16 protein-coding genes are annotated in these 16950 nt (G+C 62.2%); 7 read left to right on the forward strand and 9 right to left on the reverse strand.

Features of this window, described 5'->3' with window-relative positions; all coding sequences use genetic code 11:
- Positions 1-28: 28 nt before the first annotated feature.
- The gene (gene rsmC / locus C3418_RS07215; protein ID WP_103858228.1) at positions 29-1057 is read right to left on the reverse strand and encodes a 16S rRNA (guanine(1207)-N(2))-methyltransferase RsmC; all 1029 of its coding nucleotides are present in this window, start codon (positions 1055-1057) and stop codon (positions 29-31) included.
- 278 nt (positions 1058-1335) lie between these two features.
- Here rsmC and dapA point away from each other — a divergent pair, with 278 nt between their 5' ends.
- The 3 genes from dapA (at position 1336) to C3418_RS07230 (ending at position 4675) form a co-directional block, all read left to right on the forward strand.
- The gene (dapA, locus tag C3418_RS07220; protein ID WP_010675753.1) at positions 1336-2208 is read left to right on the forward strand and encodes a 4-hydroxy-tetrahydrodipicolinate synthase; all 873 of its coding nucleotides are present in this window, start codon (positions 1336-1338) and stop codon (positions 2206-2208) included.
- A 95-nt stretch (positions 2209-2303) separates the two neighbouring features.
- A complete protein-coding gene (locus C3418_RS07225; protein WP_010675752.1) occupies positions 2304-3950 on the forward strand; it encodes a diguanylate cyclase in 1647 nt (548 codons plus the stop codon).
- Positions 3951-4084: 134 nt separating this feature from the next.
- Entirely contained in the window at positions 4085-4675 is a 591-nt protein-coding gene (locus C3418_RS07230) for an HAD family phosphatase (RefSeq protein WP_010675751.1), read from the forward strand.
- 139 nt (positions 4676-4814) lie between these two features.
- Here the strand turns inward: C3418_RS07230 and hfq are convergent, their stop codons facing one another.
- Positions 4815-5174: an RNA chaperone Hfq gene (hfq, locus tag C3418_RS07235; RefSeq protein WP_010675750.1), complete on the reverse strand. Its 360-nt coding sequence runs from the start codon at positions 5172-5174 to the stop codon at positions 4815-4817.
- A gap of 177 nt (positions 5175-5351) precedes the next feature.
- Between hfq and C3418_RS07240 the strand changes: the two genes are divergently transcribed.
- From C3418_RS07240 to C3418_RS07250, 3 genes are read left to right on the forward strand one after another with little or no spacing between them, the layout of a single operon-like run.
- Positions 5352-6623: a paraquat-inducible protein A gene (locus tag C3418_RS07240; protein ID WP_103858229.1), complete on the forward strand. Its 1272-nt coding sequence runs from the start codon at positions 5352-5354 to the stop codon at positions 6621-6623.
- A complete protein-coding gene (pqiB, locus tag C3418_RS07245) occupies positions 6616-8262 on the forward strand; it encodes an intermembrane transport protein PqiB (RefSeq protein WP_029314825.1) in 1647 nt (548 codons plus the stop codon). The genes C3418_RS07240 and pqiB overlap by 8 nt, the downstream gene beginning before the upstream one ends.
- A complete protein-coding gene (locus C3418_RS07250; protein ID WP_010675747.1) occupies positions 8262-8831 on the forward strand; it encodes a membrane integrity-associated transporter subunit PqiC in 570 nt (189 codons plus the stop codon). The genes pqiB and C3418_RS07250 overlap by 1 nt, the downstream gene beginning before the upstream one ends.
- A gap of 55 nt (positions 8832-8886) precedes the next feature.
- Here the strand turns inward: C3418_RS07250 and ompA are convergent, their stop codons facing one another.
- Together ompA and C3418_RS07260 are read right to left on the reverse strand one after the other, a co-directional pair.
- Positions 8887-9918, reverse strand: coding sequence for a porin OmpA (ompA, locus tag C3418_RS07255; protein ID WP_103858230.1), 1032 nt, complete (start codon positions 9916-9918; stop codon positions 8887-8889).
- A gap of 279 nt (positions 9919-10197) precedes the next feature.
- Positions 10198-11205 carry an SGNH/GDSL hydrolase family protein gene (locus C3418_RS07260; protein ID WP_103858231.1) on the reverse strand — a complete coding sequence of 336 codons (1008 nt, stop codon included), beginning with the start codon at positions 11203-11205 and terminating at the stop codon, positions 10198-10200.
- Between the two features lie 234 nt (positions 11206-11439).
- Here C3418_RS07260 and C3418_RS07265 point away from each other — a divergent pair, with 234 nt between their 5' ends.
- On the forward strand, positions 11440-11820 hold the full coding sequence (locus C3418_RS07265) for a YgiW/YdeI family stress tolerance OB fold protein (RefSeq protein WP_039040598.1): 381 nt from the start codon (positions 11440-11442) through the stop codon (positions 11818-11820).
- 57 nt (positions 11821-11877) lie between these two features.
- Here the strand turns inward: C3418_RS07265 and mltC are convergent, their stop codons facing one another.
- The 5 genes from mltC to C3418_RS07290 all read right to left on the reverse strand — a co-directional run bounded on the left by mltC (position 11878) and on the right by C3418_RS07290 (position 16949).
- Complete coding sequence (mltC, locus tag C3418_RS07270) at positions 11878-12981, reverse strand: membrane-bound lytic murein transglycosylase MltC (protein WP_041211728.1); 1104 nt, start codon at positions 12979-12981, stop codon at positions 11878-11880.
- A gap of 119 nt (positions 12982-13100) precedes the next feature.
- Entirely contained in the window at positions 13101-13373 is a 273-nt protein-coding gene (locus tag C3418_RS07275) for an oxidative damage protection protein (protein WP_010675742.1), read from the reverse strand.
- A complete protein-coding gene (mutY, locus tag C3418_RS07280; protein WP_042014850.1) occupies positions 13370-14455 on the reverse strand; it encodes an A/G-specific adenine glycosylase in 1086 nt (361 codons plus the stop codon). The genes C3418_RS07275 and mutY overlap by 4 nt, the downstream gene beginning before the upstream one ends.
- A gap of 167 nt (positions 14456-14622) precedes the next feature.
- Positions 14623-15306, reverse strand: coding sequence for a GspB family T2SS assembly factor variant ExeB (gene exeB, locus C3418_RS07285; RefSeq protein WP_042882413.1), 684 nt, complete (start codon positions 15304-15306; stop codon positions 14623-14625).
- On the reverse strand, positions 15306-16949 hold the full coding sequence (locus tag C3418_RS07290; protein WP_010675739.1) for an ExeA family protein: 1644 nt from the start codon (positions 16947-16949) through the stop codon (positions 15306-15308). Before C3418_RS07290 ends, exeB begins: the two co-directional genes overlap by 1 nt.
- Position 16950: the final 1 nt, after the last annotated feature.

Raw genomic sequence — 16950 nt, forward strand, 5'->3', positions numbered from 1 at the left:
CTTGTTTTATTACAACCGTTGCACTTCTTTAAGCTTTGCTCAGATACACCTTGAATTTGGCGTCGCCCGCGATCACCTCGGTCTGTTTGAAGTGCGCATCCAGTATAGGCTGGTATCGCAGGAAGGCATTGGCGACTATGGTCAGGGTGCCATTTGCGGTCAGGTACTCAGGTGCCTTTGCCAGGAAGGTTTCGGTGGCGGCGTAGAAGGTCTTGAGCCCGGCATGGAAGGGGGGATTCGAGACAATCTGTTGGAATGTTTCGGCAATGTCGGAATAGACATCGGAGGCATGAACACGTCCGCTCAGACCGTTGACCGCCAGGGTTCGGCGGCTGGACTCCAGTGCCAGGGCATTGATATCCACCATGGTGACAGCCAGGGCCGGGTTGCGCTTGGCCAGCACGGAACCGATGACGCCGGCGCCGCAGCCAAAGTCGAGCAGCTTGCCCGTTACGGGGGGGAGGCTCGCCAGCAGCATCTGGGTGCCGAGATCCAGGCCGTCTGCACTGAAGACCCCAGGCAGGGCCATGACGGTCAGGGTGGTGTCGCCCGCCTGGCACTCATAGCGACTGAACCAGGCGTCCAGCTCGAAGGGGACGACCGGTTTGTCGAGCGTGCCGTGGTAGAGAGAGCAGCGGCGCGCAGAGTCGCGCTTGATCGGTTTCTCGCCATAAGGTGCCAGCAGCTTGTCGGCCCCGTTGATGCCGCCCCGGTTCTCGCCGGCGAGAAATAGGTCGGCCCCGCTTTCGAGCAGCGGCGTCATCATGGCCAGCAGGTATTGCGCCTCGGCCTTGGCCTTGGGCATCAGCAGCAGCAGGGCATCGAATCGGGGGGCGCCACCCAGCTGGTAATCGAACAGGATGGCGTCTCCCAGAACGGCCTGCTGGGTGCGGTAATAGCAGTAATCCGTGGTGAAGACGGTCAGGCTTTGTGCCAGCTCGGCCAGTTGACGAGGATAATCATCCTCCAGGGCACCGCACACCAACAGCCGCTTGCCGACAAAGAGGGCTTGGTTACGTTCCAGCATCTGACTGACGGCACTGACAGGACGGCTCATTGGGTCTCTCCACGCATTTTTGGGCGGCCATTATACATGGCCGCTTTCGCCTTGACATTTATGCCGTGTTCCCGAAATATGCCCAGACGCCTTATTTACCCAGAGATGATGCAATGCGGTCATGCGTATCGAAACGAAAGCATAAACACAGCCTGACAATCGGGCCTGCTGGCGTGCGCGCGTAACCTCTCATCCCTGAGACGATTCAAGCCCCGGTAGCGACTCCCGTACCGGGGCTTTTTATTGACCAATCCATCTGTTTAGGAGAAGGAAATCCCATGTTTCAAGGTTCGATAGTTGCCCTGATCACCCCATTTCGACAGGGCCAGCTGGACGAGGCCGCACTGGCTCGCCTGGTGGAGTGGCACATAGAGCAGGGAACCCATGGCATAGTGCCGGTCGGCACGACCGGGGAGAGCCCGACCCTGACCCACGATGAGCATTGCCGCGTGGTGGAGCTGGTGGTCAAGCTGGTGGCCGGGCGCATTCCCGTGATCGCAGGTGCAGGCTCCAACAACCCGGTTGAAGCCATTGAATACACCCGCTATGCCGAGCAGATGGGAGCGGATGCCACCCTGCATGTGGCCGGTTACTACAACCGCCCCAATCAGGAAGGGCTCTACCACCACTTCAAGGCGGTGCACGACGCCACCACCAAACCCATCATCGTCTACAACATTCCGCCCCGCGCCATCGTTGACGTGCAGCCGGCGACCCTGGCCCGTCTGGCCGAGTTGCCGCGCATTGCCGGCGTGAAGGATGCCACCGGTGATCTGGCCCGCCCCTGGGTTGAACGCCAGCTCATCAAGAAGCCGTTTGCCTGGCTCTCCGGTGAAGATGCCACCGCCGTGGCCTACAACATCGGTGGTGGCCAGGGTTGCATCTCGGTGACGGCCAACGTGGCCCCCAAGCTGGTGGCCGAGGTGCAGAACCTGGCGCTGGCCGGTGAGTGGCAAGCTGCCCGCGAATTGCAGGACAAGCTCATTCCGCTGCACCAGGCCATGTTCGCCGAGCCGAGCCCCGCAGGGGCCAAGTATGCGGTCTCCCTGCTGGGTCTGTGCAGCGAAGAGTGCCGTCTGCCGGTGATGCCGTTGTCGGAAGCTACCCGCGAGCGGATCCGCGCCGCCATGCAGGCATTGGATCTGTTGTAAAAACTGGGCTCTGGATCTCGCTTTTGATCGCCCGATCAATGAATGACCGGGCTTTGTCGATATACTCGCTTGGATACAATCAAGGATGAGTCGGCATGGAAGAATGGGATCCCGAGCACTTCACCAGTTTTGAACACCTCTGTGAAGTGACGCTGTCTGCGGTCAGAGAAAAGACCGAGGCCGAACAGATCTATCTGTGGTTGCGAGCACCGACGCCCCAGCTCTATCACTATCGTCCCGAGCAAGGGCTGCTCTGCCTGAACGCCGACCTCCTTGGCTCCCTCGAGCTGCCCATGCTCTTCATCGAACGTTCCCTCGAACTCGGCCAGTTGCTGGTGGAACCGATCGCGCCGACCCATGCCATCTGGGAGAGCGTCGAGCCGGAGATACCACGCCTGCGCGCCTGCTTCCCCCTCAAGCGTCACAAGGGGCTGGAGGCCGTGGTCTATCTGGAAACCCGCCGTCGTCTCGATCGCCTGCCAAGACGCCAGCAGCAGAGCATCCAGCTGCTCATGCATTATCTCGCCGCCGAGCTCGAGAGTCGGCGACTCGCGGGACAGGTGGATCTGGAGCGGGATCAGCGGCTCCACACCCAGGCAGACCTCGTGCGCAGCCAGGCCCTGCAGGACTCTTTCCTCAGCATGCTGCAGGCGCTGCATCAGGTGGGGGTCAAGCTCTCCCGCTGCGAGAGCGAGGATCGTTTGCTGCACGACGCGGTGGCACTGGCCCGCCAGGAGTTGCAGTTCGATCGCATCGCCATCTTCCTGACTGACAGTGAATTCAAGACCATGCACGGTACCTGGGGTACCAACGAGGCGGGTGAGCTCATCGACGAGCGCCATTTCATCAGCCCCATTCCGGATCATCCCACGGTGCAGGAGGCGCTGCGTCGCAAGGACTATGTCCTGGTGCTGGAGGACACGCCTCTCTATTACGAGAAGCAGGAGGTGGGTCGCGGCTGGAACGCCATGGTGTCGCTCTGGGACGGGAGTACCCCCATCGGCTGGATTGCCGCCGACAACCTGCTCTGGCGGCGTCCCCTCAAAACGTACCAGAGCGAGATCTTCAAGCAGTATGCCGCCGTGCTCTCCCAACTGCTGATCCGCCAGCGTACCCAGGCCAAGCTGGAGCGCTTCAACCGGGATCTGGAGTTGCGGGTGCAGGAGCGAACCCGGCAGCTGGCCGACACCAACCGGGCGCTGGAAGAGGCGAATCGGCGTCTTTCCCTCTTGTCCCTGGAGGATCCCCTGACCGGGATCGCCAACCGCCGCCAGTGGGATATCACCATGGAGCGGGAGTGGGAGCGGGCACGCCGCCACCAGGGGGTCCTGGCGGTGCTGATGATCGACGTGGACGAGTTCAAGTCCTACAACGATCACTTCGGCCACGGCAAGGGGGACCAGTGCCTGCAGCGGGTTGCTGCTCTGCTGCAGGAGACGGAGCGGCGGCGCACCAACCTGGTGGCCCGCTATGGCGGGGAGGAGTTCGTGATCCTGCTGTGTACCCCGCAACCGGGGGAGGCGGAGCGGCTGGCGGAGCAAATCCATCGGGGCCTGTCTGCGCTGCAGATCCCGCATCCCGCATCCCGGGTGGCACCTCAGCTCACGGTCAGCATCGGCTTCAGTTATCTCGTCCCCTCATCGGACAAGGGGTGGCAGACCCTCACCGAGCAGGCGGATCAGGCGCTCTATCATGCCAAGTCCCAGGGGCGGGCCCGTACCCTGGCCTATCTGTCGGGCTGACCCGTTGTCGAAGGCCCTCCCTCTGGGGTACGAGATTAATGCGGTGGCAAGCGTTTATCGCCATCTGGCACATGGCGATGCCCCCCGGCTCTGGCTAGAATGAAGGCCCATTTTCGACAGACAGATCCTGCACCATGACCCTATCCGGATTTCAAGGCCTGGTTTTTGACCTCGACGGTACCCTGGTGGATTCCATGCCGTTGCACCTGGCCGCCTGGGAGCACACCGCCCGCGAGTTTGGTTTTCAGTTCGATGCCGACTGGTTCTATGAACTGGGGGGCATGCCCAGCCGCAAGATAGCCCTGCTGGTGGCCGAGGTGCAGCAAGTGGCACTGGATCCGCTGGTGGTGACCCGCTGCAAGACGGAGCACTACGTGGCCAATCTGCACAAGGCGACCCCTTTCCCGGCCATGCTGGATCTGGTCGAGCGCTATCACGGTCGCATTCCCATGGGGATCGGGACCGGCTCCCCCCGCATCAATGCCGAGGCAGTACTGCGCAATACCGGGCTCGATCGCTATTTCCCCGTGGTGGTCACCGCCGACGACGTGGAGCTGCACAAACCCCATCCGGATACCTTCCTGCTGGTTGCACGCCGCCTGGGTGTGGAGCCGGGTCAATGTCTGGTGTTCGAGGATACGGGTATAGGTGCGCAGGCCGGTGAGGCCGCGGGCATGCAGGTCTGCATGGTCAGAGAGGGAATGCCGGTCGGGCTGACCTACTGATCATGGCGTGACGGCCATGAGCGCCGAAGCGGAGGAGAAGACCCACTCTCATACGGGACAGGCAAAACATGAGAGTGGGGATCTTGGGGAGGTCACTGGCTGACGCAGCGACACGCCCGGCGGAGGAAGAAGGCGAGCATTACTGCTCGCTGCTGCCACCCTGATTGTCGTCATAGCGGCTCGGTGCACCGTGGGGGCGCGGCGCCATGGAGACGCGTGGTTTGCGGGCGCGCTGGATGCTGACCGCAGGGCGGCCGGAGTGCATGGCGATGGTGGAAATCTTGGCCTTGTAGACCAGTTGCTGGTTGCCGTGTGCATCTGTCAGCAGCACGCTGTACTGATCGAAGCCGCTGATGGTCCCCTCCAGCTTGATGCCGCTTACCAGGAAGATGGCGACCTGGCTGCGGTTCTTGCGCAACCAGTTGAGGGCGGAATCTTGCCCGTTCCCGAGGGAGAAGGCCTGCTCAATGGTGGAGTAGCTTGGGGATTCGGTTGTCATAAATTATTGTCCCGCGGAAAAAAAGTGGCGTTTGATTGTGCTAAATGGTCACTGCCTTGTCAAAGTCATTCTCATCCCCGCCGCGGATGGTGCAACGACAGGGCTGGTGGGCGTGGGCAACAGCTGCAATAATTGGCGGTTCTGGCCCCGTGGCGGGCCTCACGCTGGGGTCTCAATTTGCATCCGGTTTCACACCAACATCCAACCACCTATACCCATGACGCAACGGCGTGCGAAGAGTGTGATCTGCTGGTGCCGGCCACGACGTTGGTCGTGGGAGAGGCGAGCGGCTGTCCACGCTGCGGCCATACCCTGAGCCGCCATCTGCCGGAGCAGGAGCGCAGGCCGCTGGCCTACGGCTTTGCCGCCCTTATCATGTTCGTGCTCTCCAACGCCTTCACCTTCATGTCGTTCTCGGCCAAGGGGGTGGGGCAGGAGATGACCTTCCTGCAGTGCATCACCACCCTGGTGGATCAGGGTTACCTGTTTCTGGGAGTGGTGCTGAGCCTGACCCTGATCGGCCTGCCGCTGGTCTACATCGGTTCCATCATGCTGGTGCTGTGGCGCCTCGACAATGATCTGCACAGCCATGCCCTGAGATCCCTCGGCCGCCTGCTGTGCCGGATCAAGCCCTGGCTGATGGTCGATGTCTTCCTCATCGGGGTGCTCATCTCTTTGGTCAAGCTGATGGGCATGGCCGACATCAAGATGGGGCTGTCGTTCTGGGCCTTCGTCGGCTATACCCTGTTGCTCATCAAGATGATCTCGTCCCTGGACAGGATGTGGCTGTGGCAGCGACTGTTCGGGCCGACCGCCGCCCGAGAGGTGGATCCCGAGGCCAGCGCCCTGGCGTCCGGGCTGGTGGGGTGCCACATTTGCGGCGCCCTGAATGAGGGGGATGCCCATACCTGCGTGCGTTGCGGCGATCACCTGCACCAGCGCAAACCGGGTGGCCTGAACCGCACCTGGGCTCTGCTCGTCACCTCGATCATCCTCTATATTCCCGCCAACCTTTACCCCATCATGGATACCGTCTTTCTGGGGGATGACAGTCCCTCGACCATCATGGGGGGGGTGGTACTGCTGTGGGCCATGGGGTCCTACCCCATCGCCGCCGTCATCTTCTTCGCCAGCGTGGTGGTACCCCTGGTGAAGATCCTGGCGCTGCTGTGGCTCTGCTACGTGGTGCAGCGCGGCCAGGGGACATCTCCCCTCGGCAAGCTCAAACTCTATCGCATGACCGAATTTGTGGGGCGCTGGTCGATGATCGACGTCTTCGTGGTGGCCATCCTGGCCGGCCTCATCCGCCTGGACAATCTGATGAGCATCTACCCCGGCCCCGCGGCCATTGCCTTTGCCGGGGTCGTACTGGTCACCATGGTGGCTGCCATGAGTTTCGATTCCCGCCTGATCTGGGATTTACAACAAGGAGAACGCGAACGTGAGTGAGCGTAAGACAAGGTGGAAACCGGGCTCTGATTTCATGAGTTCGGCTGCCGCTATCTGGATGGTGCCCTTGCTGGCCCTCTTCATCGGCGCCTGGATGCTGTTCCAGCACTGGTATTCACAAGGGCCGAGCTTCACCCTGACGGTGGCGACCGCCGAGGGCATAGTGGCGGGCAAGACGGTGATCCGTTCTCGTGAAGTGGAGGTGGGCCGTATCGAGACGGTGGAGCTCAGCGAGGACTATAGCCATGCCGTGCTCAAGGCTCGCCTGACCAATGCCGCCGCCGGCATGCTCAAGAAAGACAGCCAGTTCTGGGTGGTCAAGCCCAGGGTCGGGCGTGAGGGCGTTTCCGGTCTTGGCACCTTGCTCTCCGGTGCCTATATCGAGCTTTCTCCCGGCAAGAAGGGCAGGGCGCGAAGCGAATACGCCATGCTGGACAGGCCGCCCTTGGCATCCCTGGATGCCAGGGGATTGCGGCTATCCCTGTCCAGCCGGGATGCCAACGCGCTGGGCGCGGGTTCCCCCATCAGCTATCAGGGATTCACCATCGGTCAGGTCGAAGAGGCCAAATTCCTGCCCGAGAAGAGCGAGATGCAGTACCAGCTCTTCATCAACGCGCCTTATGACGTCCTGGTGAGCAGCAACTCCCGGTTCTGGTTGACGCCCGGCTTCGAGGTCTCCATGAGCAGCGAGGGGATGAAGGTGAAGATGGACTCGCTGCAGAGCCTGATCAACGGCGGCATCACCATGGGGCTGCCTCCCGGCTGGTTGCCGGGGGAGCCGGTGAAACAGAACGACGAGTTCGTGCTGTTCAAGGACGAGGAGAGCGTGCTGGCCGGTAGCCTGGATCAGTTCATCGACTATGTCTTCCTGTTCGACAATGACGTGGGCGGGCTGCATCCCGGCGCGGCGGTACAGTATCGCGGCATCCGGGTCGGTACCGTCATCTCGGCTCCCTATCTCATCGACGACAAGGGCGTCCAGCTATTCAAGAGCCGGCAGATCCCGGTGCTGGCGCGCATCGAGGTGCAGCGTCTCTCCCACCGTTATGCCAATGCGGAGAAGGAGCAGTGGCGGGCCCTGTTCAACAAGCAGTTCAAGGAAGGGCTGAGGGCTAGCCTCAAGACCGCCAGCCTGCTGACGGGGGGCAAGGTGATCGATCTGAACTTCTATCCGGATGCGCCTGTCTATCAGCCGCTCAAGATGGCGGGCTATCAGGTCTTCCCGACTGCCCAGGCCGGTCTGGATCAGATCGAACGCAAGGTGAACCTCATCCTCGACAAGTTCGTCGACATGGACATGGCCACCACCCTCACTCAGGTCAACAGCACCCTGATGACACTGGACAAGACGCTCAAGCATGTCAGTGCCGTGAGTGCGAATCTGGAGCAGTTTACCGGTCAGCAGTCGACCCAGCAGTTGCCGGCCTCCCTCAACCAGAGCCTCAAGCAGTTGCAGGAGACGTTGCAGACCTATGATGCCGGTTCCCAGACCAATCAGGAGCTGCGTCAGTCGGTGCAATCACTCAACCAGCTGATGAGTGAGTTGCAACCTCTGGTCCATTCACTGAACGAGCAGCCGAGTTCGCTGATCTTTGACCGCGCTCGTCCGCGGGATCCCGAGCCCAAGCGAGGAAAATGATGAAAAAACGGATGTTGACGCTGGCCTTGCTGGGCCTGCTGGCGGGATGTGGCAGTGCGCCGACGACGCTGCATTACTATTCGCTGGATGCTGACACGGCGCCGTCGAGTGTCACCACGGCGCAGCCGCAGCACCAGTTGGTGCTGCGCCCCGTCGCCCTGTCCGGTCAGCTTGACCGGATGAGCCTGGTCTATCAGCTGGAGGGCAAGGAGTTGCACTTTGCCGAGTACCATCGCTGGGCAGGTTCCCTCGATGCCCAGTTGAACCAGTTGACCCTCAATGGCCTCTCCAGCCGCTTGCCTGGCTGGGTGGTGCGTCAGGACGGGGCCCGCAAGGGGCCTGTGCTGAGCATCTCGGTCGAGCGTTTCCAGGGGCGGCACGACGGCCGGGCCCTGCTTAGCGGTCGCTGGCGCCTGCTGACGGAGGAGGGGGTCGTGTTGAGAGATGTTCCCTTCCAGCAGGAGCGGGTGCTGCCTGCCGATGGGTATGGCGCCCTGGTGAACGAGCTGGGACAGGGCTGGCAACTGTTGCTCGATCAGATTGCGGCGGATGTACGCACGCGCATCTGAGGAAGCATAAAAAAAGACGGGAGGCCATGGCCTCCCGTTTTGTTTGGGGTCGTCGTTATTGCTGTACTTCCGAGACGCCCTGTACCTTGACCTCTACCCGGCGATCCGGGGCCAGGCAGACGATCAGCTCGCGCTTGGATTTGCTGGTGCAGCTGTCGCCGGTGACGGGAGACTGCTTGCCACGCCCTTCCACATTGACCTTGCCGGCAGGCAGGCCCTTGCCAATCAGGTAATCGGCCACGGTCCGGGCACGCTGCTCGGACAACTTCTGGTTGTAGGTCTCGGAACCGATGCGGTCGGTATAGCCGATGACGGTGGCCGACCCGTCTTTGGGCCTGGCCTCTTCAATCTGGCTGTAGAGGGTATCCAGCGCCTGCCCGGCCTGGGGCTTGAGGGTGGCCTTGTTGAAGTCAAACAGCACGTCCGAGCTCAAGGTGAACTGCTTGTCGACCATCACGGGCTCGGGCGCGGGGGCGGGAGCAGCGACCGGCAGAGCCGGTGCAACCTGACCGAAGCGATAGACGGCGGCCAGGGAGAGCAGGCCGTTGTCCATGCGTAGGCCGGTATCGTCACGGCTGCCATACGGGGTGCTGTACTGGTATTCGAGGCGGGCTGCCCAATCCAGGTTCAGGGCATACTCCGCACCGAGCGCGCCGACGAAGGTGAAGCGGCTGTCGTTTTCCAGCTGATCGCTGTCGGTCCAGCCATAGCCGCCCCCGACACGGCCGTAAAGGTCCAGATTGTCCGCAACCGGGAAGCCCAGTTTCAGCGTGAGCTGGGCCAGCTGGGCTTGCACGGAGTCATTGAAGGCCGCGCCATTGCGGGTGCCGCTGTACTTGAGCTTGCCAAGGTAGTCATAACCGAGTTCGACACCCAGATTCTGGTTGATCTGGTAACCGGCGAACGCACCGGCGCCGACTTCATCGTCGTCTTTGTCGGTGATGGCGATGGCGTTGCTTTCATCGACACCGTAGAAGTTGGACCAACCCAGTTTGGCACCGCCATACCAGGTGTTGTCTTGTCCGGCTGCCTGGGCGTTGGCCGCAAGCAAGCCTGAAACCAGCAAGGTAATCAGTGTTTTGTTCATAGATGCCTCTGCAATCTTGTGTGTGGGGAGCGCGAATTCATGTCGCCTCGCCTCGTGGGTTGGGCCTGTGTTCGACCACAACACGTTTAAACGTAGCTCGCTTTTCTCGATCTACAAGCAACTGATATAAAACATATTGTGATATCCATCTGCATCATAGTGGAGACAGAAGAGCGCCGGGGAACCGTGACTCGAATCTGTGATGGGTGTCATATGGGGTTGCTTTCCCTTGTCGGCAAGAGGGCCGGCGAAGCGCCGGCCCTGGCAGGATGGCCTCCGTTATCGAGGGAGGAATTCGTACTCCTGTTCGATGAAGGCGGCAGCCCGCTCGCTCAGGGCGGCGTGTACCACTGTGGTGGGGTGGACCTGGTCCCAGAACATCTTGCCTTCACAGTTCAGCTCGCCCGCACTGCGGCGCGCCATGGGCGTTGCGACGGCCTGAGCAAGCAGGGGGTTGCCGGCGATGGCAAGGCGCTCCTCGGGATTGAAGGGGGCCAGCCGACTGTCGGTGGCGGCGCTGCGGGAGGCAAACGGCTTCCACACATAGCCGCCGCCATAGCAGGCGTGTTCGGTGTCGCTCAGGCCGAAGTTCTGCGGCTCGCGCAGCATCTCGGCGAACTGCTTGTCGATCTCGAACAATTTCACCATGCCGGTGGGGGCCAGCTGGCGTGCCAGGTTCAGCAGCAGCTGGTTGTGGTAAGCGGAGACATGGCTGGCCGCCTCGACCACCTTCTGGCTGCGGGCCGAGGGGTTCTGGCCCAGATCCGGCAGGTTGAACAGCAAGATCTGCTTGGCGCCGTTCAATACCATGCGGTTGGCCGCATCGCTGATGGCATCGCGCACCCGCTTGGCATCCTGCTCGGTGTTCCAACCATAGGCCAGGTAATCGTTGGCACCGACCCAGAGGATCACCAGATCATCGGGCTTGAAGCTGTCCTTTTGCAGGAACTGGGTCACCTCGTAATCCAGGTTGTTGATGACCTGATACTTGGGATTCCAGGAGATCTTGTTGTAGGCCACGGCAGTGGCGCCCCCTTCCGCCTCGTTGGCGATGGCTAGGCCCGGGAAGTGCTGGGTGAGCTGCTCCAGCCAGACCGGGCCGTTGGAGAAGCGGCCCTGATGGTAGGGCGGGCTGGAGGGGAGGTAACCACGCATCTTGTCGTACATCTTGCCGGTATCGGAGAGGCTGTCGCCGAACATCACGATGCGGGAGAAGGGGGGACGCGTCTCGGCGGCATGGGCCGTGAGGGCGAAGAGACCCAATAAACACAAAAGCCATTTGTTCATGTAGCTGTTCTCATGGATGGGGCAGGACGGGCCTGCGGGCTGTTCCTCGATGGCGGCGGGCTGGGAACCCGCATGGCCAGGTGAGAAGGTATCCACTCGAATACATATTTGCAGCATGCCGTGGCCATTTAATCGCTTGCGATCACATCACTCCTCCCTGAATGGGGAGGCTTCACGTTTGTTTCACGCGCCCCCGGGCAAGATGCCCTTATACCGCAAAGACAGGAGCATGAAATGAACAACGCAAAAGCAATCGCCCTGGTGGCCCTGATGTCCGTCTCTTCTTTCGCCATGGCGGCCTACACCGGCCCCAAGGAGCAGAACAAGGTATCGGTCGCCCAGTTGAAAGACGTGGCCGATGATCAGTGGGTGACCCTGGAAGGCAAGCTGGTCAAACACCTGGGTGGCGAAAACTACCTGTTCCGTGACGACAGCGGCGAGGTGGAAGTGGAGGTGGACGGTGACGTGTGGCGCGGTACCGAGGTGGGCCCTGACGATCTGATCCGCGTGCGCGGCGAGGTGGACCACAGCTGGAACAAGACCGAAGTCGAGGTGGAACACCTGGAGAAGGTGGGGGCAGCGCCCCTGAGCAAGGGTGGCTTCATCGCCAAGTAAGTTTTCAGGCCACAGTAAATGGGAAGGGCGCTCCAGGAGCGCCCTTCTTGCATGCCATCAGCCAGCCCGGCTTGCGACGGTTCGCTTGAACCCCTTCTCGGCCTGATTGACCTTGTAGAGATAGCGGCGAGCCTCTGCCTTGGGATGCTGTTCGGTCAGCACCTGATAGACGGCCTCGGGGGAGAGGCGGTTGATCATGCCGGGGGCCGCCTTGCGATCGTTGGAGAAGGTGTTGAGCACCCCTCCCGCACCACCGTTGTAGGCGGAGATCACCGCATAGCGGCGGGACTGGGGATCCTGGATATCCGCCAGATAGACGGTCTGCAGCAGGTGCAGGTAGGCGGTCCCCACATCGATGTTGTAGGCCGGATTGAACAGATCTTCCCTGGTCGGCTGGCCATCCTTGCCCTTGACCCTCACATAGACATCCCGCCCAGCGGTAGCCGGGATCACCTGCATCAGGCCATAGGCGTTGGCGTGGCTGACCGCATAGGGGTTGAAGCTGCTCTCGGTCTTGATCACCGCGTAGATGAGACTCTCGGCGACCCCGTACTTGCGGGAGGCATCGCGGATGATGCTGGCGTATTTGTAGCCGCGCCTGTCTTCGTGGTTGGCCACCATGGGAATGTCGATGAAGAAGATGTTGCGGATCCCGAGGGTGCGCTTCTTCATCGCGTTGGCGATCAGATAGTCGGCATAACGCTCTGCACGCCAGCTGGAGCGGATCGCTTGTCCCTGGTTGTCCAGCACCTGGCCATAGAGGAAGGGCTCGCCACCTGGCATGATCTCACGGTCGGAATAAAGGTCGACTTCTGCCGGATCGTCCGGGGTCAGCAGGGTTTCGATGATGGCGCGACGCAGGTGGGCACGGGGATCCAGACCCGAGACGGTCTCCACCATGATGTGACCGCTGGAGAAATCGATGTGGGCGCGGCTCTTGTACTGATCCGTGTATTTGACGTAGTCAAACTTGCCCGCGAACAGCGCCTCGCGCCCCCATATCTCGTTCACGTTATGGGAGAGCGCACTGATCATGTGTTCAAAACCGCGCACGTCCTTGCCGTTGACCAGATCATCATCGCCACCCCCGCTGGTCTGGGGTGTGGATGAACAGGCAGAGAGAAACAGCAGGGCGCACAGCAGCCCAAAAAAACGACCCATAAGATCCTCAAACCGGGCGGTGGGGCCGCCCGTCACTGACTGGCCTGAGCCAGGATTGGTGTCACCCTGCGGCATATTGACGACTCAGGGGGACGCTGGCCCTTTGACTCGATTCCCGCTCACTGGCTGGGAGGGGTGTAACCGTCGATCTGGACTTCACCCGCGTCGAACAGATAGCTGACCATCTCTTTTTCCAGCAACTGGCGGTGCTCGAGATTCATCATGTTCAGCTTCTTCTCGTTGATCAGCATGACCTGCTTCTTCTGCCACTCGGTCCAGGCTTCCTTGCTGATGTTGTCGAAGATCCGCTTGCCGAGTTCACCGGGGTAGAGTTGGAAATCGAGACCCGGCGCTTCTTTCTTCAGGCGCAGGCAAAATACGGTACGGCTCATGTTGACCTCTGTGGTTGCAAGTCTGGTTGTAAGTCCGGGTAGGCGAGCAGACGGGCCGTGGCCGCCGCCAATCCCACCTCGGCAGGATGGCGTAAGTTATACCAGAGTCGGGTATCCGCTTCCATGAGCAGGGGGGCGGGCGGAACAGCCATTTCGATCAGCAAAGGGCGGATATCGAGGTGGAAGTGGCTGAAAGTGTGACGAAATCCAGCGAGCTCCTGATAGGCGGCATCCTCCAGCCCCAACTCCCGCAGTCGTCCGGTCACCTCGGTGAGGGATTCCACCTGCGGGAAGCAGTAAAGCCCGCCCCAGATCCCTTGCGGCGGACGCTTCTCCAGCAGCAGCTGATCGCCGTGGCGGATGATCAGCATAATGCCGTTGCGTGCCGGAATGCTCTTCTTCGGCTTGCTGTGAGGGTAGGCGGTGGGGTTGCCCTGCGACAGCCCCTGGCAATCGGCCTGTACCGGGCAGCGCTCGCAGGCGGGCTTGCTGCGGGTGCAGACGGTGGCCCCCATGTCCATCATGGCCTGATTGTACTGGGCCACCCCGACGCGCGGGGTGAGGCGGGTCGCCAGCTCCCAGAGATCGTGCTCGACCTGCTTCTGGCCCGGCCAGCCCGCCAGCGCCAGCCAGCGGGTGAGTACCCGCTTCACATTGCCATCCAGGATGGCGTGGGGCTGGCCCAGAGAGAGGGAGAGCACGGCCCCGGCGGTGGAGCGACCGATGCCGGGCAGGGCCATCACCTCTTCCAGTTGTTCCGGAAAGAGGCCGCCGTGCAGATCGCGGATCTGCTGGGCAGCCTTGTGCAGGTTGCGCGCGCGCGCGTAGTAGCCAAGCCCGGTCCAGTGATGCAGCACCTCGTCGATGGGGGCGTTGGCCAGGGCCAGCACGTCGGGGAAGCGGGCCATGAACCGCTCGTAATAGGGGATGACAGTGGCAACCTGGGTCTGTTGCAGCATGATCTCGGAGACCCAGACCCGGTAGGGGGTCTTGTCCTGCTGCCAGGGCAGGGTCTTGCGGCCGTGGATCTGGTACCAGTCCAGAATGCGGGTGGCGAAGGTGGTGTTGTCTGAGTGGCTCACAGTGTGCTCATGTTCTGATGATAAGTCCGCCCGCCATCAGGAGGGCGATCCCCGACCCGGCGCATGGCAATGGTCGAGTGTAGGTTATTGATGAAAAAGGGGAGCTCTCGGGCTCCCTCAGAATGGGCGCTGACCCTCCCGGGGGAGGGCCACCGGATGCCGGCAGATCAGCCGCGCCAGTCTTGCAGCGCCTTGAGGCTGGCATACTGGCCGTCGACCTGCAGGACGATGTAGTCCTGGGCGATGGCTGCCAGGATGACACCGGGGGCGATCTCATTCCCCTCGCGCCACTCCCGTCCATTGAGCACGACGGCCCGCTTGGCCGGGTCGGAGGAGTAGTTGTGGGCACCATAGGTCAGGGACGGTACCTGCTGTTTCAGGGCCGGGGCCAGGGCGCCGAGGGGGATGGCACTGGTCTGGACCTGAGCCTGGGGCGCACTCTCTTCCACCAGCGGCGTGTTGTTGAGGGCGGCCATCAGCCGTTCTGCCAGACTCTGTCCCCCCTGGTTTGCGGTAGTCGCAGCCGGGGTTGCGGCAGGTCTTGGAGCGACCACGGGCTCCGGCAGGGGGGGCGGCAGCGGCCGGGTGATCATGGGCCTGGGTTCGACCCGCACGAAGGGGGGAGTCACCACTTCCTTCACTTCGACCTGCTGTTCCACGGGTTTGAGGTGATAGAGGTGCCAGCCATAGTTGGCGGCGGCGCCCATCACCAGGGCCAGGGGCACCAGGGCCCACCAGATCCAGCGGCGGTTGGGCTCCTCTTCCTGGCTCACGGGCAGACCCATGAGCGGCATATGGGGGGTGAACTGGGGCTGGTCGGCCCGGCGCAGGGCCTTGAGCAGGGTGGACATCAGGAGGCCTCCTCGACCATGGGATCCGTCTCATCATCCGCCACGCTGTCGAGATCGACCGGCGTGCTGGCTCGCAGGGATTCATCCTCCAGCCTGGGCATGGGTTCGCCGGAGGCCACATTCAGCCGCAGCAGGGTGTTGCTGCCGGCGATGCCGTCCGGGGTCAGTCCCTGCTCGCGCTGGAACTGTTGCAGCTTGTTCTTGAGGGTGGCGTCAAAGCGGCTCACCTTGCGATCGGGTTGCTGCATGGCGCGGCTAAGGGCGTTGTCCAGCCACTGCACCTGGGCAGCCCCGGCATTGCTCGCTATCAGGGGCACGTTGCCCCTGGGCATGCGCCAGAGCAGGGTGTAGCTGCCGCCCCAGGCGTCGGAGAGCCACTGCCTGTCCACCTGCCAGCTCTGGTTGCCGATGAGCAGGGAAGCCTTGTCCGCCCCCAGGCTGACCAGGGTGGCGTAATAGAGGCCGCCGGTCTCGTCGGTGAGACTGATGAGGGCCGGGTATTGCAGCGCCTGCAATTGCGCCAGGGAGGCTTCTCCCTCCTGGCAGCGCAGGCCCGCACGGGGGGCATTGTCGCAGGTTGCCTCCTCCAGCTCGGCCTGGTAGCCCCATACCTTGTAGAGATTCTGCATGGCGACGTCCGGCTCCAGCGCCTGATTGATGGCGCGGGTCAGCTGGGCCTGCTGCTCCGGCGTGTCATCCACCTTGACCGGTACCTCGACCTTGACCAGGGGGCGGGCTGGGAAGAATCCAAAGAATTGCCAGCCCCACCAGCCGGTGGCGACCAGCAGGGCGCCCACCAGGGCGACCGTGAGGCCGGATTGCCAGCTCCCCTCGTCGCGAATGCCGCTCACCTCATACGCGGACTGGCTGATGTCCCCGTGCACTATCTTGTGGCTGCCACGGGCGAAGGCGGCGATGAGGGCGCGGTCGCAGATGAGGTTGATGAGGCGGGGAATGCCCCCGGAGAGGCGATGCAGGGTCTGGATGGCCCTGGGGGTGAAGATGGGCTGGACGCAGCCTGCCACCTGCAACCGGAAGCGGACATAGGCATCCACATCCTGGCGCGACAGCGGCAGCAGGTGATAGCGGGCGGTGATCCGCTGCGCCAGCTGGCGCAGCAGGGGCTGGCGCAGCATCTGTTGCAGCTCGGGCTGGCCGATGAGCACCACCTGCAGCAGTTTCTTCTCGTCTGTCTCCAGATTGGTGAGCAGTCGCAACTGCTCCAGCACGCCGGGCAGCAGGTGCTGGGCTTCATCCACCAGCACCACGCTGCGCTTGCCTGCCGCCAGATTCGCCAGCAGATGATCCCGGATAAGGTCGAACAATTGCTTGAGGCTGGCCTCTTCGCCGTAGGGCAACTGGAATTCGTCGCAGATGGCGGCCAGCAGATCCCGCTCGGTCAGAGAGGGATTGAGGATGTAGGCGATCTCGGTGTCAGCGGGCAATTGCTGCAGCAGACAGCGGGAGACGGTGGTCTTTCCCGTACCCACTTCCCCGGTCAGCAGCACGAAGCCACCACCGTCCTGCAACCCGTAGTTGAGGTGGGCGAGGGCCTCCCCGTGACGCTCGCTCATATAGAGGTATTTGGGGTTGGGCGAGATGGAGAACGGGGGCTCCGACAGACCGAAGAACTGTGTGTACATA

Origin of the sequence: Aeromonas sp. ASNIH8, from assembly GCF_002919855.1 — a bacterium.
GTDB lineage: Bacteria > Pseudomonadota > Gammaproteobacteria > Enterobacterales > Aeromonadaceae > Aeromonas > Aeromonas caviae.

Coding starts and splice junctions, on each gene's coding strand:
- C3418_RS07260 (WP_103858231.1), bottom strand. CDS start 11,205: ATGAACAAATGGCTTTTGTGTTTATTGGGTCTCTTCGCCCTCACGGCC.
- exeB (WP_042882413.1), bottom strand. CDS start 15,306: ATGTCCACCCTGCTCAAGGCCCTGCGCCGGGCCGACCAGCCCCAGTTC.
- dapA (WP_010675753.1), top strand. CDS start 1,336: ATGTTTCAAGGTTCGATAGTTGCCCTGATCACCCCATTTCGACAGGGC.
- C3418_RS07225 (WP_010675752.1), top strand. CDS start 2,304: ATGGAAGAATGGGATCCCGAGCACTTCACCAGTTTTGAACACCTCTGT.
- rsmC (WP_103858228.1), bottom strand. CDS start 1,057: ATGAGCCGTCCTGTCAGTGCCGTCAGTCAGATGCTGGAACGTAACCAA.
- C3418_RS07275 (WP_010675742.1), bottom strand. CDS start 13,373: ATGAGCCGTACCGTATTTTGCCTGCGCCTGAAGAAAGAAGCGCCGGGT.
- C3418_RS07290 (WP_010675739.1), bottom strand. CDS start 16,949: ATGTACACACAGTTCTTCGGTCTGTCGGAGCCCCCGTTCTCCATCTCG.
- C3418_RS07230 (WP_010675751.1), top strand. CDS start 4,085: ATGACCCTATCCGGATTTCAAGGCCTGGTTTTTGACCTCGACGGTACC.
- ompA (WP_103858230.1), bottom strand. CDS start 9,918: ATGAACAAAACACTGATTACCTTGCTGGTTTCAGGCTTGCTTGCGGCC.
- C3418_RS07250 (WP_010675747.1), top strand. CDS start 8,262: ATGAAAAAACGGATGTTGACGCTGGCCTTGCTGGGCCTGCTGGCGGGA.
- C3418_RS07265 (WP_039040598.1), top strand. CDS start 11,440: ATGAACAACGCAAAAGCAATCGCCCTGGTGGCCCTGATGTCCGTCTCT.
- mltC (WP_041211728.1), bottom strand. CDS start 12,981: ATGGGTCGTTTTTTTGGGCTGCTGTGCGCCCTGCTGTTTCTCTCTGCC.
- hfq (WP_010675750.1), bottom strand. CDS start 5,174: ATGACAACCGAATCCCCAAGCTACTCCACCATTGAGCAGGCCTTCTCC.